A 23605-nucleotide genomic window follows, 5' to 3' on the forward strand; every position below is an offset into this window, starting at 1 on the left:
GTTAACGAGTAAAAATTTATTCCAGGTGATTTTTTGCCCAGCATATGATCAATTCATTCCGATCGGAGTTCCAGGCCTTTTTGTACAACTCGCGTACTACTTCAAGCCATTTAAGCTTACGGTTGTTAGCATCGCCTACATCTTCGGTACCGCCGCAGGCCTTATAATCCTCGCGCGTGGTACTGGCTATGCGGGCATAGCGGCCGGTGCGTGGTTTCAGGTCTTTATTGGTTATATGCAGGTACATTTCAATTTGCCCTGGCGTACAGGTTTTATCCTGCGCCCATTTGGTACTATCCTGCAGGTAAACGGTTACACCATCTTTAAACAGATAAGGTTCCTGGAAATTCCGCGTATACTGATCTTCATAAACAATACCAAGCACTGGGAACTGGCCGCCCGATTGCCCCCTGATAGATTGGAACAACGCGTTAGTATACTTACTATCTACACTATGTTTAGCTTCCCAGCAGGCGGTAATTATCCACATGGCCAGCTTTTGGGGCGATGGATTGAGCAGGTATACCTTCGCTGTTTTAGGTTTGCCGGTATACAGATCGTTGCTGGTACTGTATTGGTAAAGCTTTACTGGGTAACCTTCCCAGCCAGGCAGTGTATCAACTGTGGCTAATAATGTTTGCGCCATATAAGCTCTGTCCAACAGCCCTTTTGCTTTTTCAATCAGCGCCGGCAAACTATCTTTCAGATACGATGCGGGGATACCGGTTGCCTGTGCGCGGGCAATAACCGGGCATATGATGATGAACAATGCGATCAGCTTTCTTTTCATCGAAGCAACTGGTTAACTTTTACAAATTGATATCCCCGACTTTTCAGTTCCTTTATAAGCTTAGGCAGGTAGTAGTAAAATTTATCCTTACGGCGTGCATCGGTACCGATGTGTACCAGCAGCATAAAGCCATTTAGGCCGTTTGCGTTATGCTGATCGTAATTAAGGATAGATTGGTAAATTGTTTCGCTATCTACATATTTGCTGCCCATTTCGGGATAGGTGTAATCAGCATTGCTGCGGGTACCTGGTGTAAAATTGACCAGCTGTAATCCTAATTGTTTTGTCCAGTCAGCAATTTCTTTGTTATACCATTCGTATGGCGGCAAAAAATATGGCGCCTGCTTTTTGCCGATGTTTAGTTTTTTTAGTTCAGTGTAGGCATTCTCCATATCGGCAGTAAACTGCTTATGTGTTACCAGCAAGCTATCCCGCTTTAACCAATCGCAATATAGCAGGTGCTTATCTGAGTGGCTGCCTAAATAATTGCCGTTAGCCTTTAACTGATGAATAACCTGCTTAAATTTTTTATTGCGGTAGAAATTCCCCGTAAGGAAAAACGAACCATTAGCATGTTGTTCTTTCAGTGTTTTAGCAATATACATCCCGCCATCAGCAAATTCATCGCCTGTAAATACTAAGGCTATCTTTTTTGCCGATCGGTCTCCCCTGGTAATACCGCCCTGCTCCCATTGTACTTTTTTGTTTTCACGCGCCTCATTTTCTTTAGCCGCCATTAAGTATATCAGCGATGCTGTCCCATCCATGGTAGGTTCGTTGGTGCTATAATCGCCAACATCATCATGGTAAACCACTAAGTCCGATTGAAAATCGGCATACTTATCGGGCATCAACAGCGTCAGTCCCTTTAGTTTTTTATAAATGCTGCCATAAACAGGGCCGTCAACCAGTGCGCCGTTTAACGGGTATTGATAAAGATAATTTAAAGATGAATGCGGATGCAGTGGCGTATCGCCGCCAGCCGGTAAGCCGTATACCATACTTTTACCCCATGGGTTGCAGCCAAAAAGCCAATCTATGCAAGCCTGTTCCAATTCGGCATATTGGTTATCATGACTTAGCGTGCGGTACAAATAGCATTGTATAGCAAAAGATGTGGTTAGGTTATTAGAGCACCATATAAAAGGCACACCGCGCAAAAAGCCATTTTTACTGGCTTTGCGCCATACCTTATCTATACCTTGTTTATAATAGCTAATAAGTTGGGCTTTAGTTTTAGCACCTGTTTGTTTAGCCAATTCGTAGTGCCCAAAGTTGTGGAACGGGTACCATTGATAATGCCGGGCGGTATCGGCACCCATCCACGGCGTCACCTTTTCGGCCTTGCTATAGGTTAATGCTTGCTGCAGATATTTTCTATCGCCGGTTAATTCATATAAACCGGCGGCGCCCAGTTCCATATCATCTGTCCAGTTGCTTTCTTCGTAATAATAAGGCTCGCGGTTGGGGGCCGTTTGCGCTACGCCTGGCTTAGCCAAACCCAATTGGTAGGCTGACACGGACCGACTGCCCAGCAAGCCGGCATACGCGGCATCGTTATGTGCATAAAGCGTTGCGCCCAGGGCAAAAGCGCTGGTAAACTTACCGGCAACCGATGCTACCCCTGTAGTTTGATTTTTATACTTACCCAAGCCTTGTGGTTTACCGGTGGCAAAATATACCGGCCTGCCCTTACCTGGCCCTACGCCATAATCTACCATATCCTTATTGGGTAGCCTGAAGCCAAAATGATCGCGGTCATCGGCCAGTTGGGCAAACATCCAATCTTTACGGGGATGCATCTTCAACAACCAATCCAATCCCCAGCGGGCTTCATCCAGTATATCAGCCGTGCCATTAGCGCCATCAATGCCATTGGCCAGGCATTTATCGGTAAACACCGCGGGGAAATCGCGATACGCAGCCAGCAAATGGTAAGTGGCATTGGCTGATGTTGTTACATATTGCAGGTAATCGGTTGCATCGTGCCAGCCGCCCCAAACATTAATACGGGAGCTATCGGGCATAGGGCCATACATGGTATACCCATCGGTAGTATGGCACGAATCTTTTAAAAAAGGGTTAAAACCGCTGCGCTGCTGCCGCATATAATTCAGTCCAAAATCGGCCGTACCGGCGTAAACGTCATCATTGATCCGAAATACCCGCGACCTGGCATCGCCACAGTTAAGGTAATAGCTCCCGGCCGTTTTTATCACACTAAAATTTAAGCGCAGCGTTTGCTTAAACGGACCATAGCTACCGTACGGCTTCCCGGTGTTAGCTGTAAATATTACTTTATTGGTTTTGGCATCAACTAATTGAAAAGTGGTTGGGATATTATCACCCATACTTGCCCAAACCGCCACTTTAACACTTTTAATAGGATAACCTAACTGATTAATGCGTATCCACGCCGTGGGGTTAGCGCCTGGTTTAAATGCCGTTAAAAGCAAGGCAAGGCAGCAGGTAATAGCTGCAATACTATTTGTAAATGGTATTCTTTTTTCGATCATATGTAAAGTACCACTGTGCCCATGTTATAAAACTAAAAATTAAAGATCAGGTCTCAAATAAAAAACCTTATCTTTAAGAAAAATCACCCGCACTTTCCTATTTGCTTAGGCGCTGCCTGTTTCTGATCCGGCAGTTTTTAAGATATCGTTACACTACATCAGGACAAAAATCAACAGGCAATGGATAGCATAAATTTATTGGCATTATCCCTTGCAGTAACCTGTTCCTAACGCCATGCACTACTATAAATAAATTGAATTAAATCTAACATACCATGAGTAAAGACAAAGGCAACCGCGACAACAAAAAGAAATTACCAAACCCGGTAGGCAAAGGCGCACCATCCGACTATCAGGCCAGTAAAAATCGTTCGTCATCAATAGACGTTATACCCAACAAAAAGAAATAAAATGGCCATAAACGAAGCAATTGAAATGCAAGCGTCCGTATATGTTTACGATTTAAACAATACTGCCCGCGAGTTTGGTTTTAAATCAGATGAGGGCTGGGAGCTAAACGTAGCCACGCAAGACGAAAAGGTATTACTTGAAAAAAGGTATCACCCTACCATTACCGCCAAAGTATTGCCTGAAACATTATCCGAAATGTTTGGCCTGGTAAAAGACAAACTAATACAGGTAAAATCGGAAATACGTAATAACCTGCAAACCGGGGGTACCAATAATACCGAATTACAATACCTGATTGCATTTAATCCGAAAAGGCCGAGGCATTAAGGTTATTGATTAGAATTTAGTTGATTAGAGGAATGGGCATATATATTTAGCCCTACCTAATCAACTAATTACTAAACGCTAAAGTGTTCACATTTTGATAGGAATGCTTCATCCGCATCGGCGCCTATGCCACTGCTTTCGGGCATATTAAGGAAATAACCATTATAAGTTACTCCTCCAACGCACGGATCCTCCAAATGGCCCAGTTTACAGGTATCCATATCAAAAAATTGAATATTGGGGCTGGCATAAACTAAATGCAATTTGGCGCTAAGGGCTATACGGCTTTCCAGCATGCCACCCATCATACAGGGCACGCTCCGCTCAGCGGCTACATCATGAATCTTGATAGCTTCATTTATCCCGCCCGACTTTGCCAGTTTAATATTAATATAATGGCATGATTTTGTTTTTATCTGCGTACGTGCATCGTAATGGTTATATACGCTTTCATCGGCCATAATTTTAACGGGCGATAACTGCATCAATTCGGGCAACCTGTCATCAAACCAGGTACGCATAGGCTGTTCGCAGAACTCTATATCGTATCGGCCAATAGCTTGCAGCGCATACACAGCATCATCAAAACTCCAGCCCTGGTTAGCGTCGATCCGAATATGCATTTCCGGCCCCACGGCTGCCCTTATCTGCTTGATGCGTTCAATATCTTCAGTGGCGTTTTTACCTAATTTTACTTTTAAATAGTTTGCCCCGTCCTTACGAAATGCCAGCGCCCGCTCGGCCATTACCTCAGGCTTGGCTATGCCCACAGTAATATCGCTTTCAATTACGCGCGGTTGCCCACCTAAAAATTGCCACAGGGGTAAGCCCGCATTTTTTGCGGCAATATCATACAAGGCCATATCAAAGGCGCTTTTAATAGTGGTGTTGCCGGCCGTAAAATCGTGCAGTTGCTGTAAGCGTGCGGGGATATCTAAAGGGTTTTGTCCTTTCCACAGCCGGGCAAACTCGCGGGCCATTACCAGGCATGTATCCTGCGTTTCGCCAACTATCATGGGAAAAGCCGAACACTCGCCTACTCCGTAAAAGCCCGCATCGGTATGTACACGAATAAAAGTGTTCTGGGCATAGTCCATGGTTCCGGTAGCAATGGTAAACGGTTCCATGGGGATACTAAAACGGTAGATATCTATTTTGGTAATGATCATTGTTGGCAAATTTGCGGGGCTAATATCCATAATATACGGTTAACATTCAACCCGAATTTGTATTGTAAAAACAAATAGGATATATTTGTAGTTCTTCAAGTATTCAACTTTAGCCGCTTGCGGGTATTTTTATCTCCCCGCATGATCTGCGCTAATTTTAGACTTCATTTTTATTTATTATTATTCATTATTATTTAATTTATATATGGCATTACAAAACGTGCCTGAGTTTGATTATAATTCGACCAGGAAAAAATTATTACTGTCTGAATACGGTCGCAACGTTCAGAACATGGTAAAATATATTTGCGACCTTCCATCAAAAGAAGAAAGAAATAAATACGCCCAGGTTGTGATAGACCTGATGGGTTTCCTAAACCCGCACCTGCGCGATGTGGCCGATTTTAAACATAAGCTTTGGGACCACCTGCATATTATATCTGATTTTAAAATAGATGTGGATTCGCCCTATCCTATCCCATCGGTTGAAGCTATCCATTTGAAACCTGAACCTTTACGTTATCCGCATCAGCGTATCAGGTATAAGCATTATGGCAAAACCATTGAGTTGATGATTGAGAAAGCCAAAAGCATTGATGAACCAGCACGCAAACAGCATATGGTACAGGCTATTGCCAACTTCATGAAGATGGCCTATGTGCAATGGAATAAAGATTCAGTAGCCGATGAAAGCATCCTGGCCGATTTGCGCGAACTATCTAAGGGTGAACTGAAACTGGAAGAGAACATCAATCTGAACAAAGTAGAATACCGGACGGCGCCAACCAACAACCCGCGGAACAATAATCCACGAAATAACAATCAACGAAATAACAACCAACGAAATAACAACAATCAAAATAACCGTAATAACAACAATCAAAACAACCGTAACCGTAACCCCGGCGGCGGCAGGAAATATTAATTGTTGATAGTACGCACTTTAATGGTTCATGGTAAGTAAAAGATATTTATAACCTTTGCAGCGTCATGAACCATTTGCTATTTATATAGTAATTTGGCTATCAACCATGAACGATCAACTATACAACTATTTATGACCAACGCATTTGAAATTATAGGCGGCAAGCCATTAAAAGGTGAAATTATACCACAAGGTGCCAAGAACGAGGCCTTGCAAATACTCTCTGCCGTATTATTGACCGGCGAGAAAATGACCATTAGTAACATACCTGATATTAAGGATGTTAATAAACTGATAGAGCTTTTAGGTGATATGGGCGTTGTGGTAAACCGCCTTAATGAAGACACTTACACTTTTGAAGCTAACAATATTGATCTTAACTTTTTTGAATCAGATATATTCAGGCAAAAAGGGGGCAGTTTACGTGGGTCGGTAATGATAGTAGGGCCTTTGCTGGCACGCTTTGGCCGGGCATCAATACCCAAACCAGGCGGCGATAAAATCGGCCGCAGACGTTTGGATACCCACTTCCTGGGGTTTGAAAAACTGGGGGCACGTTTTGACTATAATGCCGAAACAGGTTTTTACAATGTAGATGCTTCGAACTTACAGGGTACTTATATCCTGTTAGATGAAGCATCGGTAACCGGTACGGCCAATATTGTAATGGCTGCTGTGCTGGCCAATGGCACAACCACCATTTATAATGCCGCTTGCGAACCTTACCTACAACAGCTTTGCAAAATGCTGAACCGTATGGGGGCGAAAATTACAGGTATAGGTTCAAACCTGCTGACTATTGAAGGTGTAACCGAATTAGGCGGCACCGAGCATCGTATGCTACCGGATATGATCGAGATAGGATCGTTTATTGGCTTGGCTGCTATGACGGGTTCCGAGATCACTATTAAAGATGTCCATTACAAGGAATTGGGGATCATTCCGGATACTTTCAGACGCTTAGGCATTAAATTAGAACTGCGCGGCGACGATATCTTTATCCCGGCACAAGACCATTACGAAATAGAAAGCTTTATTGATGGCTCAATTATGACCATTGCCGATGCGCCATGGCCCGGTTTTACCCCAGACTTAATCAGTATTGTACTGGTGGTAGCCATACAGGCGAAGGGATCGGTACTTATACATCAGAAGATGTTCGAGAGCCGTTTATTCTTTGTAGATAAACTGCTGGATATGGGCGCCCAGATCATCCTTTGCGACCCACACCGTGCTACGGTTATTGGTTTAGATAAACAAGTACAGTTAAGAGGTATATCCATGACATCGCCTGATATACGTGCGGGGGTCGCATTGCTTATTGCTGCTTTATCAGCCAATGGTAAATCGACCATTTATAACATTGAGCAAATTGAGCGCGGCTATCAGCATATTGATAAACGCCTGCAAGCATTGGGTGCAAACATTAAACGTATTTAAGTTAACCCATATAAACAAAGAAAGCCGCACAATTTGTGCGGCTTTCTTTGTTTAAATCCTCTTCTTTGGAGAGGCATCGGTGTGAGCGTTTAAAATAATGTAAACTCTACACGGCGATTTTGCTGACGACCTGCAGCAGTTTTATTAGTAGCTATTGGCTGTGATTCACCATAACCGGTAGCTTCTATGCGTGACGCGTTAGCGCCTTTGCTCACCAGGTATGATTTTACAGACTCGGCCCTATCTTTAGATAATTTCAGGTTAGCAGCATCAGAACCTACATTATCCGTGTGTCCGGCTAACTTTAAGCTAAAATTCTTATCAATCAATAGCTGGGCAACCCTGTTCAAACTTGGGAATGAGTGTGGACGAATGGTGGCTTTGCCAAAATCAAACTCTAGGTTACGGATAGCTTCTTTAACAATTTTCCTGTCTTCTTCAGTTACGTATACCTTAACGTCTGGCTTTGCGGCCGGAAGCGGGCAACCAGCACCATCAACTTTAACACCTGCTGGTGTACCAGGGCATTTGTCAAAGAAATCAGGTACCCCGTCACCATCGGTGTCGGCGGTAAACTTGGCATTAAGTGCCGCTAAGCTGGCATTTGTTGCATCTACCTGACTACGCAGGCTGGCATTCGCAGCCCTGTCGGCATCAATTTGGTTTTGTAAAGCAATTTCCTTCATAGTATACTCGGTACGCATTGATGCTACAGGATTATGTGTAGCTAACTGTGGTTTGGATTTTTTGCCTAAAGCAAATTCCAGACCCAGGTGACCGTATGAGAACTGGTCGTAATTGTTGCCTGTAGTATAACCATCAATATTATCGCTGTGCATAAAATTAACGGTATAACCCAAATCTATATTAATACCTGGGCTTACATTGAATTTTAAACCAACACCAAGCGGTACATAAAACTCTTTGATATTTTCTCCGTTACGAAAACCGGGAGTCCCCACAGACCCTTTATAAAGCATCGGCTTATAGCCAGATAAGCCACCACCCGCCAGTACATACGGCTGCATTCCGCCTTGTTGATTGCTCCAGCTTATATTGGCTAAAGTTATTACGCCTGTTAAATCTATTGCGTAATTGATGTCTGTTTTAAAATTGTCGTAAGCCGTCCCCAGGGCAGGGTCTTTACCCTTCATTTGGCCCCTGAAAAAATTAGCCTGTATGCCAAATGAATGCCATATCTGTTTTTTAATATAAGCACCATAACCAAAGGTTATATTTTGGGTATGCCAGTCTTCTTTCCCTTGAAAAGGTGTATAGGCAGATACCGACCCAGCGTAAATGCCAATTGACCAGGTGCGAAACGAACTTATTGGTGAGAATGGTTTAACATACGTTGCCGTGGCCGCAGAATCGGGCGATTGGGCAAAAAGTTTAGTCCCCATTATTAGACCAGACACTAACAAGGAGGTTTTTTTTAACTGTAATTTCATGGTTTTATTAGTTTTAATACTGTAAACAGTATTTAGGTTATCATAATATGCCTTTAATAGCATACTGCGCATGGTTCAATATCAATGCCAGTACTGGGATAATGCCGTTATTAACTGATAGTTGACAATAACAGACCTGCTTGGACAAATTGAAAAAAATTTTAATTGCCATTAAACAAGTAGGTTACATCATAACCAAAAGGTTATACTGATAAATAACTACCTACATATTTACTATGAAGAAAGCAATGAATTTTAAATGTTTTAGTCCTAAAAAAACTACAATCTGATGCCTATTGAGGCACTATCTGATAAAACCGCCACGAATACCTGTAAGTACCCAGGTTAAAAGTAAATGTTATTTTAATTTTTGACTTAATAGGTTTTCCATCGGCGGTTGCTGGCTGGACAGCGGGCAACCTTCTTAATTGGCTTATAAGTTCCTGCGCTATATTTTCATTAAATTCTGAGGTATTACGCAAGCTGTTTATAATTCCCGACTCACTTACAGTACCCTCCAGTACTAAATCGACATTATTATACATGCTTATATTTATTTTAGCTAAAAATGGCCGCACTAACGCGCTTATTTCTTCACCAAATGCGGTAGAGCCCAATGGGTACTGTGCATTTACCATATGTTTTTGCTTAACGCCTCCACAGGCAACCGGGGACACCCGCATTTTTTCGGTATTTACATAAGGCAATACATCCTGGTTAATAAGTATGATACGTGATGCATCCGTATAATCAGACATAGGAGTAGTACCTTTTTGAAACACCCCTTTTTTGAAGGACTCTTTTACAATAGTTGTCTGGGTGGCGTCATCTGTTTTGTAAGCTTTCCAGGTACCTTCTGGTTTTCCGCCATCTAATTTACCATTCCATGTTATGCTACCTAAATTAACGGTGTAATTACCCTTACCATTATCAATAATTTTATTGCCTTTTTCATTCCAGGCGTCTATTATTTTAATATCGCCCTCACTAGCTTCAAAAGTGATCCTTGGTTTACCATTATCATAATAAACCTCCCATTTACCATCGTATTTATTGTTTTTATAACTTCCCCTCGATTGCAAATTACCGTTAGTGAATCGCGATACAAATTCACCGTCTTTTAACCCTGCATCAGTATAATTACCTTCGGATAAAACTAACGAGGGGTTTGCTTTGCTTACATCAACAAACCTTCCTTTATAGATGCGGTTACGGCTATCATAATGCGCATGGCGGATGATGGTTGCACAACTGTCTTCTATCATCTGGTAATCTTCGTTCAAAGCAAGGTTTATACTATCCTTACCAATTATGCGAAACCCAACCCTGCGCGGCGCGGTTTGTGCACAGGCATAAATACTGAATAAACAAAATAAAAAGATAAATATAGGTTTCATGAGATGTATGGTTTAAGCAGACCCAATATACAAAAAATTGTTAAAGTTGAACCTAAAACAAAAAAGGATCAACCTGCCGGCTGATCCTTTTTTGTTTATTGACTATTTTACTATGGATGAACAAATACCTTCCACTTAATATCTGCACCACCTTTTTGTAGCGTGGCCGATACCGAGCAATATTTATTTAAAGATAGTTCAACAGCGCGCTTAGCTTTGTCTTCATCAATATTACCGTATAAGTGAAACTCTATATCTACATCTTTCCATAATGATGGTTCAACCCCTGCCTCACGGTCGCCATTGATCACCATTTTATAATCACGCACATCCTGTCGTTGTTTTTTTAGTATACTGATCACATCAATGGCCGAACATCCGCCCAAACCCATTAATAACATTTGCATAGGGCGCACGCCATAGTTTTTGCCGCCGCTTTCCGGGCTGGTATCCATTTTAACTGTATGGCCATTCTGATCTGTGGCTTCGAAGCCAAAATCATCGTTAACACGCGAAAGATTGATGGTAGCTGACATGTGTAAAATTATTGTTGTAAATATAATATTTTAATTTTTTTTACTATTGATTAAATCATTTAATCCCTGTAACTTTAATACATCTAATTCGCAAACGTATGAAAACATTAATTTTATTTATGTCATTTTTTTGCGTTTCCTTCATCAGCTACGCGCAAAAACAAATTATCAGCTACGAAGACCTTAAATACTTATTAGAAAACAACCAGGGGAAAGCAGATACCTTTTTAACGGCAAAAGGTTATAAACTGGTTAAGGTAAATAAAAGAACGAAAAACCGTACATATCTGGCATGTATGGCTGATGGCACAAAGTCGGCCATTTCATTAAGGGCAGATGGCAAACGCAATTACGTGGAAATTGATACCGATGATATCTCGCAGTTTAATATGATACATAATTCGGTTGAGCAATTTTTGATCACCAACGGAAACTTCGCAGATGTACAAACATATGAGGTAAAGGATTTGGGTACTATTTATATATCCATAAATGATACGGTGCCTTATAGCCCCATCCGCAAAGATTACGACATACATTTAGTAGCCAACAGAAGCATAACCAGTTTAAATTAAACCCGGTCTTTTAAACGGATTACCAGCTTTAATCCCGACCATATTTCATCAACGGCGCAAACTTTTACGTCGACAAGGCCATTTTGTATTGCTTCGTTACGGATGATATCTTCAGTGATATCTGTTGCGATCTTAGATGCTTTTTTGGGCCATGATACCCATACCATGCCATTTTGCTTTATCTGGCCTTTAAGTAATGGCAATATGGCCAGGTACTCCTGCTGGTCTTTAACAAACAGGTGTATCATATCGTGCCCACCAGTTATCCGATCATCAAATGTCAAATCGCCGGGCAACTCATCAAACAGATCTAAGTATCCCGCTGGCGCATTAACCAGCGCTATATTAAAACCTGACTTAATACCCAGCTTTTTTGCTAATGGCGTACCCGAATATCCTGCAGGGTTCATTTCCATACCTGGTTTAAATGGTGACGCATATGGGCCACATAATCGTTAGCTAAAAACTCAACTGTATTCAAGCTTACACTATCCCGGTTATTATCACATTGTATCTCCCATCTGTCCACAGGATAATTATCAAGCACGCGCTGTATTTGCCTGTTCAGCAATTGCCAAAGTAATAGTATATCATTCGTATCAGCCTGCTGGTATTTTTGTACTTCCACCCATTCATTTTGAAAATAGACCAGCTTAAACCCTTCTTCATAAGTGCAGCGTATAAATCGTTGTAAATTAATCTGGGCACTATCGCATAAATGCCCCATAATTTCCTTAGCCGACCACTTGTCCGGTCCGGGTTTTACTTCCCAGTTCACCTGCTGATCTTTAATCCGTTTCATGAAGTCGTCTACAGTGATAAGTACAGGTATCATGATGTCTGTTTTATAATTAATATTGATATAAATATAAGCCTATCATAAATTTAATGTTCAAATGTTTATCTTTTTCTAAAAAAGGTTAACTTCAAACCCTCTAAAAGCGCTTATGACATTAAACTATATCTGGATATCGTTCTTCATTATTGCCTTTATACTCGGCCTGGTCAAATTGGTGTTTTTAGGTGATACCGAGATATTTAAAACGATGGTTGAAGGAATATTCGATTCTTCTAAATCATCGGTAATGGATATTGCATTGCCGCTTACCGGCGCTATGGCCTTCTGGTTGGGGATAATGAATGTTGGTGAAAAAGCAGGCGCTATCAATTTCCTGTCACGCATTGTCGGCCCTTTCTTTAACCGTCTGTTTCCTGAAGTCCCTAAAAACCACCCGGCTACCGGACAAATGATGATGAACTTTTCTGCTAACCTGTTGGGGTTAGATAATGCCGCGACACCACTCGGCTTAAAAGCCATGGGCAGCTTGCAGGAATTGAACCCTAATAAAGAAACGGCATCCAACGCACAAATTATGTTCCTGGTGTTGCACACATCGGGTTTACAATTGCTACCGGTAACTATTATTGCGCAACGGGCTATTTTAAACGCTACGGATCCTACTGATGTTTTTATCCCCTGTATTATTGCTACCTATGTAGCTACTGTGGTGGGTATGCTTATAGTCGCCATTAAACAAAAGATCAATTTGTTTGATCGGGTTATTATGCTTTGGCTGGGTGGCATGACCACTTTTATTACCCTATTGGTGTGGTACTTTACCGCATACTTAACAAAACAGCAAATTGGCGAATTTTCTAAAGTGGCCAGCAATGTAATGCTATTTGCAATACCCGTAGCATTTATTGTGGGCGCCATGGTAAAAAAAGTAGCCGTGTTTGAAGCCTTTATTGATGGCGCCAAAGGTGGTTTTGAAACATCCGTCAAAATAATCCCCTACCTGGTAGCCATGCTGGTGGCAATTAGTGTATTTAGAAGCTGCGGCGCGCTGGGCTACATTAACGATGGCGTGCGTTGGGTATTTACACAATTACATAGTGATACCCGCTTTATTGATGCAATGCCGGTGGCTTATATGAAGCCCCTGAGTGGCTCAGGATCAAAAGCGATGATGATAGATACCATGAAAACTTTTGGCCCTGATAGTTTTGCCGGGCGCTTAGGTTGTATTTTTAACGGCTCGGCCGATACTACTTTTTATATTGTGGCGCTTTACTTCGGTTCGGTAGGGATCAAAAAATCACGTTATGCTATCCCGGCTGGCTTAATAGCCGACTTTGCCGGGATTATTGCCGCCATATTAGTTGCCTATTTATTTTTTGGATAAAAAACCATGAAAAAACGCATTTTAATACTGCTTACAACAATTGTAATGATAAACGCCGACGCCCAGGTAAAGCAAAACCTTACGCCCGAAACTTTGTGGAAACTTGGTCGCCTGGGCAGCCAAAACATAACACCCGATGGCAAACGCATTTTATTTGGGGTTACGCAATATAACATGAACCAGAATAAATCGGAACTTAATTTTTATACAGTTCCGGTTGCTGGCGGGCCAATGCAGCAAATTACAAACGAGCCGGGCAGTAAATCTATACTCAAAATTGGTGTGGGCGGCCGGGTTACCTATATGTTTGAGGGCCGCATATGGCAAATGAATATCGATGGGGAGAACCTGACCATGCTGAGCGATAAGGCCATGGATGACATCGACAATGTTCGTTTATCACCTGATGGGAAAAAAGTAATATTCACCCGCGAGGTAGCAGCCGCGAAAATATTAGGTAAAGACAAATATAGTGACCTGCCTAAAAGCAACGCTATGGTATTTACCGATTTGAACTACCGTCACTGGGATAAATGGAATACAGGCAAATGCTCGCACGTGTTTGTGGCCGATATTAATGGCGGCAGCATCACCAACGAGAAAGATATTATGCCCGGCGAACCATATGATGTGCCTCAGCAACCAAGTGGAGGGTTAGAGGATATGATCTTTAGTCACGATGGGAAAAGTATCCTATACGTTTGCAAAAAGAAAACCGGCAAGGAATACGCCCAAAGCACCAACACCGATATCTATCAATACGATATAGCATCAGGCAAAACCACTAATTTAACCGAGGGCATGATGGGTTATGATACCAACCCAGCCTTCAGCGGCGATGGCAGTAAACTGGCCTGGCTAAGCATGAAAGAAGATGGTTACGAAGCCGATAAGAACGATATTATCCTGCGTGACAATAAAACCGGGGAAAAAATTAATCTTACCGAAAAATGGGACGAGTCAGTAAACTCATTCCTGTTTAGTAACGATAGTAGCAAGTTGTTTTTCCTGGCGGTGCATAACGGCACCGAGCAATTGTTCCAGATCGACCTGCATGGTACCTTAGGTTCGCCCACTGCCATAAAGCAGGTAACCAGTGGCCAGTGGGATATTACAAGCATAGTTGCACAAGCAGCTAATACCCTAATAGTAAACCGCACAGATATGAACCATGCGGCCGAGATATATGCGGTGAATTTATATGATGGGAGCATGCGCCAAATGACCACCATTAACAACGAAATTTATAACCGCACCCGCTTAAGTAAGATAGACGAACGCCACATTAAAACAACCGATGGCAAGGATATGCTGGCCTGGGTAATTTATCCGCCAAATTTCGACCCGGCTAAAAAATACCCAACCCTACTGTTTTGCCAGGGCGGGCCGCAATCGGCCTTATCGCAGGGCTATTCCTTCCGCTGGAATTTTCAGCTGATGGCGGCACAGGGGTATATTGTTATCGCGCCTAACCGCAGGGGTATGCCAGGCCATGGCGTGGAATGGAACCGCGAGATCAGCGGCGATTGGGGTGGACAGCCGATAAAGGACTATCTATCCGCTATTGATGATATTTGTAAAGAAAGCTATGTAGACAAGAACCGCCTGGGCTGTGTGGGCGCCAGTTACGGCGGCTACTCGGTATATATGCTGGCCGGGGTGCACAACAAACGCTTTAAAACATTCATTGCGCACGATGGATTGTTCGACCTGAAAAGTTGGTATGGCACTACCGAGGAACTTTGGTTTGCCAATAAAGATATTGGCGGTAACTATTGGAATAAAGATAATAAGACCGCAAAAAGATCATACGATAAATTTAACCCCTCAAATTATGTTGATAAATGGGATACCCCGATAATGGTGGTACAGGGCGGTAAAGATTTCCGGGTGCCTATTGAGCAGGGACTGCAAGCCTTCCAGGCGGCACAACTGCGGGGCATCAAATCAAAACTATTATACCTGCCCGAAGAAAACCACTGGGTGCTGAAACCCCAGAACGCCCTGGTATGGCAGCGCGAATTTTTTGACTGGCTGAAAGAGACGTTATAATCAAACCATGTAAGCGATGCGAATATCGCCTACATAGTTTTGACCAATTTAGGTTTATCTTTATATTTCCCTGCCGAACAAACCTTTTGCTTAAAAAGCACGTATAATAACCTGTATACCAAAAGCATACAGGCTGTTAATTATTAGGTAATTTTAGTATCTTCACAGCCCCAAATAACCGGATGATTTGAAATAGAAAAGGCTGCTGATTTGATGAAGTTTTACGCTCGATTTTCCCTTCTTGTACTCCTCTTTTTCAGCTTTATTGCCGTACCTGCTTTTGCGCAAACAATTGCGGTAACCAACAACTTTGATGCAACAATACCCTATTCGCGTGGCTCAAGCATAGCGGTACCCGTATATATAGACAATACCGCGGGTAACTGTGTAACCACTACCAATACTTACCAACTTTATTTATCTGACGCGTTGGGGAATTTTGCGCCGGCCGCTACGCCTATAGCTACTGTTTCCAATAGTTTCTATATTACCTATATTAATGCCGCTATACCGGCAGCAACTCCGGCGGGCACCGGCTATAAGGTAAAGGTGGTAGCTACTTCCAATCCATCGGCTACAATTATACCTTCAGCGTCTTTCACTATTACTACAGGTGCGGCCATCAACCCTGGAATCGATGGTCAAGCCGCGGGTGGTGGTGCCTTTGGTGTATGTAATACCACTGGTAATTTTACTTTTAATTATTTACACACCACAGGGCCTAATAGCGGTACTGTTGCATTTTTTAACGAATTATCCCAAACTACTGAAGCCACAAATAATTCGCTTAGCGGGACATTTAATGTCAGCCAATCCAATTATACCATTTTTGTAAAAGCTACCGATGGTACGAATTACGGCTCGAAAGCGTATACCTTAATTAATAATACTGCCAGCAATAGTATTACATCTACGGGTAGCAACTCTGCATGCTTACCCAACGGCGGAGGAGGGGGCGCAACGTTAACTTACAAAATCACACTTTCTGATTTGGTTAATAATTTCCCGGGTGATGTTTATTCGGTAACGTGGGGCGATAACAATTCAAATAGCTACACCTACTGCGACCTGGTAAAATCAGGAGGTATTATTAGCCATACCTACACTACGGCATCTTGCGGTAATATTACCAACGTAGGCAATAATATTTATGAGATAAATGTGCAGCCTGTAAATCCTTATTGCGGCGCAGTAGGCACACGGGTTACCAGCTACGCCAAAATTACTTTGCCAGCCTACAATAAATTTACGGGTCCATTGCAAAACGGACAGCTTGTGGCCTGTACCAATACCCCGGCAACTTTTATTAACCAGTCTTACCCCGGACAAGATCCCACCAATGGTAATTGCAACAACGCCCGGGCAAGATATACCTGGCTGGTTGATGGCGTACCTGCTAAAATCAACGCCACCTTAGCCGATCAGTTTACCACAACATTTACAACCGCGGGCGTACACCATGTGCGTTTAGAGTTACAAGCCGGAACGTCGGAATGCGGCGCTGTTTATCTTGAACAGGATATTTGCGTGCAGGACAGCCCTACACCGTCGTTCACGGTTCCGGCAGCAGTATGCGCAACCAGTCCTGTAACACCAGTGAATACCTTTGTTTTAGATAATAGTTGTTTTGCCAATACTATTAAATGGACGGTAACCGGTGGCACAGTTAGCTATGCGGGTGGAACAAGTTCGGCAAGTTTAAATCCACAATTTGTATTCAGCACACCTGGCATTTATAAAATAGACCTGGCTATAACCGATGCCTGCGGCGCTGTAAAAACCGCCCCGCAACAGCAAATCGTTGTAAATACAACCCCTGCGGCTTCGCTGTCACCAAATGCCTTTTACTGCGGCCCTCAAATATTAAATTTTAGTACTGCTGCGGGAAAAACACAAACTACATTTAGTGGTACCACTGTAGCACAGCCTACTACATACACGTGGACAGTTACCGGTGGTGCTTATACTTTTACTAACGGTACAACACTTAACAGCCAGTACCCGCAAATCAGCTTTACGAATTATGGCACTTATACAGTTTCGGTAACGCATCAAAATAATTGCGGCACGGTAACCAAATCGCAACAAATAACTATTCAAGATGCTCCATCACCTAATGCGGGTCCGCCTGCTACCATCTGCGTAGCACCCACCTACCAATTAACAGGAACAGTTACAGGAAATACGGCGAGTGTAACATCAACAACATGGACTAAAGTTAGCGGAGGTGATGGCTCCTTAACTAATGCCAATACATTGACACCCACTTATAATTTAGGGCCTAACGACATTTTGCACGGTGGAGCAATTCAATTCAAATTAACTGTCAATACCAGCCTGGGTGCACCGTGCGATGTTGTTAGTTCGTTAGTCACTATCACCATAACCCCGCCAGATGTACGGACATCAGCGGCTACGGGTACTTCGTGCTCAGGAGTCGCGCAAAATTACACCATTACCTCTACCAACTCGCCCACAGCAACATACACGTGGACCGCAACCCTTAGCTCAGGGTCGGCAACAGGTTTTACAGCCAACGGCTCAGGTAATAAGATTACCGATGCAATAGTTAATACCGATGCCAATACTGATGCTGTGATTAAATACACCATTACACCCACTACAAATACATGTGTAAGCGCACCATTTGATTACGTTGTTACCGTTCCTCCTACTCCTGTACTAACCGCCATAGCCGATGCTACAATTTGCAGTGGGTCAGCAACTAATATAGCACTATCAGCTACGCCAGCCGGCACTAAATTCACATGGACGGTTTCGGCTCCAGCCGGTACCGGTGCTACAGCACAAAACACAGCGGTTGCCGGGCCAATTGTTCAAACATTGGCAAATAATACAACACTCCCCGTAACTGTAACTTACAATATTACACCTATTGGAACAGGAGGATGTACTGGTACACCAGTTGCGGCCAAAGTTATCATTCAACCCAACCCAACTGTCGCGGACGCCAATATATCCGACCCTAGCCCTGCTCCGGTTGATGCGATCTGTAGTCAGGGTGCTACCAGCACTTATACTTTCAAAGGGAATGTCCCTACAGTTGGCACCGGCACCTGGGCACTACTTACAGGGCAATCCGGCATTGTAATTACAAACCCCCATCAATCAAACTCAACAGTTACAGGATTAATTGTTGGAGAAGTATATAAGTTCAGATGGTTTATTAATTACGATCCGGCTTGTACAACTACCAGCCAGGATATTACTGTAACAGTTGACCCGCCTTCTGTTGGTGGTACAGCATTATTTACCAACGGCACCGATAAATTGACTATTTGTAAAGGTAGTGGTGGCACTATCAATTTAACAGGTCAGGTTGGCAATGTTATTCGCTGGGAACAATCAGTAAATGGGGGATCAACCTGGACAACTATAGCCGGTGCTAATACCAATACTACCTACGTTTTTAATAATTTATCGCAAAGCACAAGCTACAGGGCTGTGGTATTGAATGGCAATTGCACTACGGCCAATTCCTCGCAGGTGGATGTCACTGTAACAGTCCCCCCGGTGCCAGCTGATGCGGGTGTCGACCAAACTTTGTGTAATGCACCTACCACTACTTTACACGGCAACACACCCCCTGCCGGCACAACAGGTAAATGGACGTTGAAAACTGCCCAAACAGCTGTAACGTTTGATAATGATACCAGTCCAAATGCTGTTGCAAGCGGATTAGCTGGAGGCCAAACCTACGTATTTACATGGACACTGGATAATGCGTCCGCCTGCGGCCCAAATACCGACGATGTAACAATAACCGATCAGCCCACGCTTGTAAATACAATTACCACAAGCAATGCCACGGTATGTCCCGGATCGAATGTTTTGTTAAGTAATGCTTCTGCTTCAGGCGGCGTATCGCCTTATAGTTACAGTTGGGAACAAAGTGTTGATAACGGCGCAACCTGGACTATTATAATTGGAGAAACCGGACCGGATGCGAACGTTAAAGTGAATCAAACATCATTATTCAGGCGGACAGTATACTCGGCGGGGAAATTATGTTCCGTGTTAAGCAACGAAGTTACTGTGACTACCCAACCGCCTGTTACAAACAATACAATAGCAGGTACCACTCCCAGTGTCTGCGGTAACGTTACTCCTGGTAGTATTACAGGCAGTACTCCTACAGGGGGTGACGGAACCGGGGTTTTCTTTTACCAATGGCAGCAAAGTATTGATAATGGGGTTACGTTTAAAGACATTAATGGCGCTACCGGGAAAGATTACCAACCACCAATACTTGCTACTGGTAAGGTTATTTTCCGCAGATTAGTAAGTACAGCCCTGTGCAGCGGCACATTTGGCAACACAAGTAACACTTATGCTATCACTACCAATGCCAATGTAACTGCTAAGTTTACAGCCACAAACCAGATAGGCTGCGCGCCGTTTAATATTACCAGCGCAAATATAGCTACCACTGCCGACCCCAACGCTTCAACCTATTCATGGTTTGCTAATGGCACACCAATTGGTACCGGTTTATCATTCCCGGGTTATAATATCCCAACCGAGGGTTCTACAGTTACCATAAAATTGGTAGTAAGCAGTGCGCTTGGTTGTGCCGATGCCAGCTATTCGTTGGATTTTACCACGCCAAAGGTAAGCTTCACCGTTAGCCCTAACAGCGGTTGCGCGGATGCAGCGACGAACAAACTGACAATAAAATTCACCAATACTTCCACCCCAACAAACGCTACGTATGTGTGGTCGTTCGGCGATGGTTCGGCTGATTATATTGGTTTTACCCCACCTGATCACGTTTTTGCGCCCGATCCGTTTGGGAATGATAAAGCTTATAAGATAACGCTTACCGCGCAGGGCTGTACCGCCTCGGCTATCAATACCACCATCACTGTATACCCCAATAAGCCCCTGGCCGCGCTTGATGTCCCCGCCACGGGATGTTCTCCTTATGCCATCAGGGTAAAAAACTTATCGTTGGGTACCAACAGCAGTTATAAATTTACCCTGCGGGATGAGAACGATAACCTGGTGCAAACTATCATTAAAACAGATAAAAGCGACGCGGTATTCAACCCGGTAAATGCCGATGTAGATATTAAAGTATACCATGTGGCGCTTGAGGCTACTAACCTATGTGGTACGCCAAGTTCAACGGGCGCATTCCCGGTAATTATTGCCCCTACAGGTATCCACCCCGCGTTAACTATAACACCGTTGAATAGCGCGGGTCAGCCAGCTGGCTGCGCGCCATTTTTGGCAAATTTCCATAACCTTTCAACAGGTGGCACCAGTTATGTATATAACGTTTATGATAGCAATTTCGCGCCGCTAAAAAGCATACCGGCTACTGGCGATATCAATTATAACTTTGATACACCCGGTACCTATTATGTTAGTGTAGGTGTATTCAGTAACTGCGCGGCGTTTTCCGAATCAGCAAAAATAAAAGTTGTGGTGTATCCTGTACCTGCGCCAGCTTTTACGTCGGATGCCAATAATACCTCATGTTCGTCACAAACCGTTACTTTCACTAACACTACGGCAGGTACGCCGGCATCGCCTGCGGCAGCAATGATATATACCTGGGATTTCGGCGATGGTACCAAATCAAATGATTTTTCTCCCACCCATACATACGATTATAAAAATTCGCCTTACACGGTTACACTCACCGCGGTAAATAGTAACGGTTGTACAAACACGGTTGTTAAAACAGGCTATGTGATTGTGCACCCACCGCCCGAAACAGAGTTTACGGCTACACCGGGATTGGTAGTAAGCATACCGGTTTATACCCTGCATTTTATTGATAAAACTAAAAACGCCCCCGTAGGCTGGACCTGGAATTTTGGCGATGGTGTAACATCTTCGCAGCAAAACCCATCTCATACCTATGCCGATACCGGGAAATACAGCGTAAAACTAGTGACCAGAACGGCTTTTGGTTGCATGGATAGTGTGACACGGCTTGTACAGGTCACCGGCGTGCCGGGACAGTTATATGTGCCAAATGCTTTTATGCCTACCAGCTTAACGCCAGAATTGCGGGTATTTATGGTAAAAGGTTCAGGGTTGGAAAGTTATACCCTGCGAATATTTAACAACTGGGGGCAGATGATATTCGAAACATCAAAACTAAATAGTAAAGGCGAACCTGTAGAGTTTTGGGATGGTAAATTTAAAGGGGTAGATTCGCCCCAGGGAGTGTACGCCTGGCAAATATCGGCGCATTTTATAAATGGTACCGATTGGGTAGGCATGTCGTACCATGGTTCGGCGCCCAGGAAAGCTGGTACACTTACATTAATACGGTAGTTATATTTAATGAAGCGTTTTAGAATTTTAACAGGGATAATAATGATACTAACAAGCTTGCACCTGCAAGCTCAGGATCATATGTATTCCCAGTTCTTTAATTCGCCGGTTTATCTTAACCCCGCGCTGAATGGTCAGTTTGAAGGCGATTTACGTATGAACCTTATTTACCGTAACCAATGGAGCAGTCTGCCGGGCGGCCCTACATACGTCAGCGGATCGATAGATTATAATATGCCGAGTTTCGGCGGCGGTGTGGGCCTTATTTTCACTCGCGGCAGCGAGGGTACGGCCTATCTTAATAAAACCAATATTTCAGGGATCTATTCCTATAGTGTAGGTTCGCAGGATTATGTGCTGTCGTTCGGTTTGCAGGCCGGTGTTACCAACCGCAGTTTAGATTACGGGAAACTGGTATTCAGCGATCAGATAGACCCGCGGTTAGGTATTGACCCAAGCCTGGTTAGTACTGCCGAATTACCGGCATATAACAATAAATTTTATTTCGATTCTGGTTTGGGTATAAACCTGGTAGCGGGTAACTTTATGCTTGGCGGTGCAGCTCAACATATGAATCATCCAAACGAATCTTTTACCGGTGACAGGGCTGCCTTGCCTATGCGTATTACCGCGCACGCCAGTTATATTTTCGATCTGAATAAATATGATAATTTGTATGATGACGAAAAATCATATATTATCCCGTCAGTAGTCGTTTATAAACAGCAGAATGTTCAATCCATCAGCGCAGGTCTTCAATATAAACGCCGCAGTGTAAATGCCGGCTTATCCTACCGCAGCAATGGCGGCGATGGGCCAAGCGCCGTGGTATTAACTTTAATTTTCGATCTGTTTATTAACCGCGAAGGGGGTGAAAAACTGCGTTTTGGGCTTAGTCACGATGTTCCGGCATCAAAATTAACTTACGGCAATACCAGCGGCACAACCGAAGGGAGCATAGGCTACGAAACAACCCTTCCAAACCGCGCCGATCCCTACAGAAAGTTTGAGGGCGCCCGCCGTTGTTACGATTTCTATTGAAATATTATTTCTATTTAGCATATTTGTTATCGTAAAAATTGACCCTAATGGCCAAAAACTATATTGATAATAAAAAAGGCAAAAAGAAATCGGCCAAAAGAGCGGCATGGGCTATTGTTATCCTTGGCCTCGCATTTATTTACATCGTTATTAAATTTGCATATAATGGCAATATAGGGATTACCGGTGGTGGCTTACCTACCGGCGAACAAGCCTATGAAGTGGCTAAAGGCTTTGTAAAATCAACTGTACGTTCAAGTAATATAGATTTTCCCGGCTCTGGTTTCCAAATGGCTAAGCGCAACGATTCTACCTACGTTATACGTTCGGTTGCAGAAATTACAAGCGATACCGGCGATAAAAGGCAAACCAATTTCAAAGTATTAATGGAATACAAAGGCGGAAAGCAGGACGAGATCAAAAACTGGTCGTTGCTGAATATTAGCGAAGAACAATAATATTCCATACCTTCCCTCC

The 23605-nt window shown here is 43.3% G+C and carries 18 protein-coding genes; 10 read left to right on the forward strand and 8 right to left on the reverse strand.

Annotated elements, in window-relative coordinates; all coding sequences use genetic code 11:
* Positions 1-16 precede the first annotated feature (16 nt).
* Entirely contained in the window at positions 17-790 is a 774-nt protein-coding gene (locus tag IRJ18_RS11635; protein WP_194106371.1) for a cellulase, read from the reverse strand.
* The gene (locus tag IRJ18_RS11640; RefSeq protein WP_194106372.1) at positions 787-3306 is read right to left on the reverse strand and encodes a glycoside hydrolase family 9 protein; all 2520 of its coding nucleotides are present in this window, start codon (positions 3304-3306) and stop codon (positions 787-789) included. Before IRJ18_RS11640 ends, IRJ18_RS11635 begins: the two co-directional genes overlap by 4 nt.
* A gap of 275 nt (positions 3307-3581) precedes the next feature.
* On the opposite strand from IRJ18_RS11640, the gene IRJ18_RS21145 reads away from it, so the two are divergent.
* Together IRJ18_RS21145 and IRJ18_RS11645 are read left to right on the forward strand one after the other, a co-directional pair.
* Positions 3582-3716, forward strand: coding sequence for a hypothetical protein (locus tag IRJ18_RS21145; protein ID WP_262893272.1), 135 nt, complete (start codon positions 3582-3584; stop codon positions 3714-3716).
* 1 nt (position 3717) lies between these two features.
* Positions 3718-4044, forward strand: coding sequence for a hypothetical protein (locus tag IRJ18_RS11645; RefSeq protein ID WP_194106373.1), 327 nt, complete (start codon positions 3718-3720; stop codon positions 4042-4044).
* Positions 4045-4115: 71 nt separating this feature from the next.
* Here IRJ18_RS11645 and IRJ18_RS11650 read toward each other — a convergent pair whose 3' ends face one another.
* Positions 4116-5213 carry a mandelate racemase/muconate lactonizing enzyme family protein gene (locus IRJ18_RS11650; RefSeq protein WP_194106713.1) on the reverse strand — a complete coding sequence of 366 codons (1098 nt, stop codon included), beginning with the start codon at positions 5211-5213 and terminating at the stop codon, positions 4116-4118.
* A gap of 205 nt (positions 5214-5418) precedes the next feature.
* Here IRJ18_RS11650 and IRJ18_RS11655 point away from each other — a divergent pair, with 205 nt between their 5' ends.
* Both IRJ18_RS11655 and murA read left to right on the forward strand, forming a co-directional pair.
* On the forward strand, positions 5419-6138 hold the full coding sequence (locus IRJ18_RS11655) for a DUF4290 domain-containing protein (RefSeq protein ID WP_194106374.1): 720 nt from the start codon (positions 5419-5421) through the stop codon (positions 6136-6138).
* A gap of 132 nt (positions 6139-6270) precedes the next feature.
* Positions 6271-7578 carry a UDP-N-acetylglucosamine 1-carboxyvinyltransferase gene (gene murA, locus IRJ18_RS11660; protein WP_194106375.1) on the forward strand — a complete coding sequence of 436 codons (1308 nt, stop codon included), beginning with the start codon at positions 6271-6273 and terminating at the stop codon, positions 7576-7578.
* Positions 7579-7667: 89 nt separating this feature from the next.
* Here the strand turns inward: murA and IRJ18_RS11665 are convergent, their stop codons facing one another.
* The 3 genes from IRJ18_RS11665 to IRJ18_RS11675 form a co-directional block, all read right to left on the reverse strand.
* Positions 7668-9029, reverse strand: a complete 1362-nt coding sequence (locus tag IRJ18_RS11665) for an OmpA family protein (RefSeq protein ID WP_194106376.1) — start codon at positions 9027-9029, stop codon at positions 7668-7670.
* 293 nt (positions 9030-9322) lie between these two features.
* Positions 9323-10426 (reverse strand): hypothetical protein, encoded by a 1104-nt coding sequence (locus IRJ18_RS11670; RefSeq protein ID WP_194106377.1) that lies wholly within the window; start codon positions 10424-10426, stop codon positions 9323-9325.
* A gap of 110 nt (positions 10427-10536) precedes the next feature.
* Positions 10537-10962, reverse strand: coding sequence for an OsmC family protein (locus IRJ18_RS11675; protein WP_194106378.1), 426 nt, complete (start codon positions 10960-10962; stop codon positions 10537-10539).
* A 98-nt stretch (positions 10963-11060) separates the two neighbouring features.
* Here IRJ18_RS11675 and IRJ18_RS11680 point away from each other — a divergent pair, with 98 nt between their 5' ends.
* The gene (locus IRJ18_RS11680; RefSeq protein WP_194106379.1) at positions 11061-11537 is read left to right on the forward strand and encodes a hypothetical protein; all 477 of its coding nucleotides are present in this window, start codon (positions 11061-11063) and stop codon (positions 11535-11537) included.
* Here the strand turns inward: IRJ18_RS11680 and IRJ18_RS11685 are convergent.
* Positions 11534-11947 carry a DUF3052 family protein gene (locus IRJ18_RS11685; protein ID WP_194106380.1) on the reverse strand — a complete coding sequence of 138 codons (414 nt, stop codon included), beginning with the start codon at positions 11945-11947 and terminating at the stop codon, positions 11534-11536. The two genes, IRJ18_RS11680 and IRJ18_RS11685, sit on opposite strands and share 4 nt — an antisense overlap.
* On the reverse strand, positions 11944-12372 hold the full coding sequence (locus IRJ18_RS11690; RefSeq protein ID WP_194106381.1) for a DinB family protein: 429 nt from the start codon (positions 12370-12372) through the stop codon (positions 11944-11946). Before IRJ18_RS11690 ends, IRJ18_RS11685 begins: the two co-directional genes overlap by 4 nt.
* Before the next feature lie 112 nt (positions 12373-12484).
* Between IRJ18_RS11690 and IRJ18_RS11695 the strand changes: the two genes are divergently transcribed.
* From IRJ18_RS11695 to IRJ18_RS11715, 5 genes are all read left to right on the forward strand, one after another.
* Entirely contained in the window at positions 12485-13723 is a 1239-nt protein-coding gene (locus IRJ18_RS11695; RefSeq protein ID WP_194106382.1) for a nucleoside recognition domain-containing protein, read from the forward strand.
* A 6-nt stretch (positions 13724-13729) separates the two neighbouring features.
* Entirely contained in the window at positions 13730-15775 is a 2046-nt protein-coding gene (locus IRJ18_RS11700; protein WP_194106383.1) for a S9 family peptidase, read from the forward strand.
* A 213-nt stretch (positions 15776-15988) separates the two neighbouring features.
* Positions 15989-22087, forward strand: a complete 6099-nt coding sequence (locus IRJ18_RS11705; protein ID WP_194106384.1) for a PKD domain-containing protein — start codon at positions 15989-15991, stop codon at positions 22085-22087.
* A 9-nt stretch (positions 22088-22096) separates the two neighbouring features.
* Positions 22097-23128, forward strand: a complete 1032-nt coding sequence (locus IRJ18_RS11710) for a PorP/SprF family type IX secretion system membrane protein (RefSeq protein WP_194106385.1) — start codon at positions 22097-22099, stop codon at positions 23126-23128.
* 47 nt (positions 23129-23175) lie between these two features.
* Positions 23176-23586, forward strand: a complete 411-nt coding sequence (locus IRJ18_RS11715; RefSeq protein WP_194106386.1) for a hypothetical protein — start codon at positions 23176-23178, stop codon at positions 23584-23586.
* Positions 23587-23605: the final 19 nt, after the last annotated feature.

Source organism: Mucilaginibacter boryungensis (assembly GCF_015221995.1).
In the GTDB taxonomy this organism is placed as follows: Bacteria; Bacteroidota; Bacteroidia; order Sphingobacteriales; family Sphingobacteriaceae; genus Mucilaginibacter; species Mucilaginibacter boryungensis.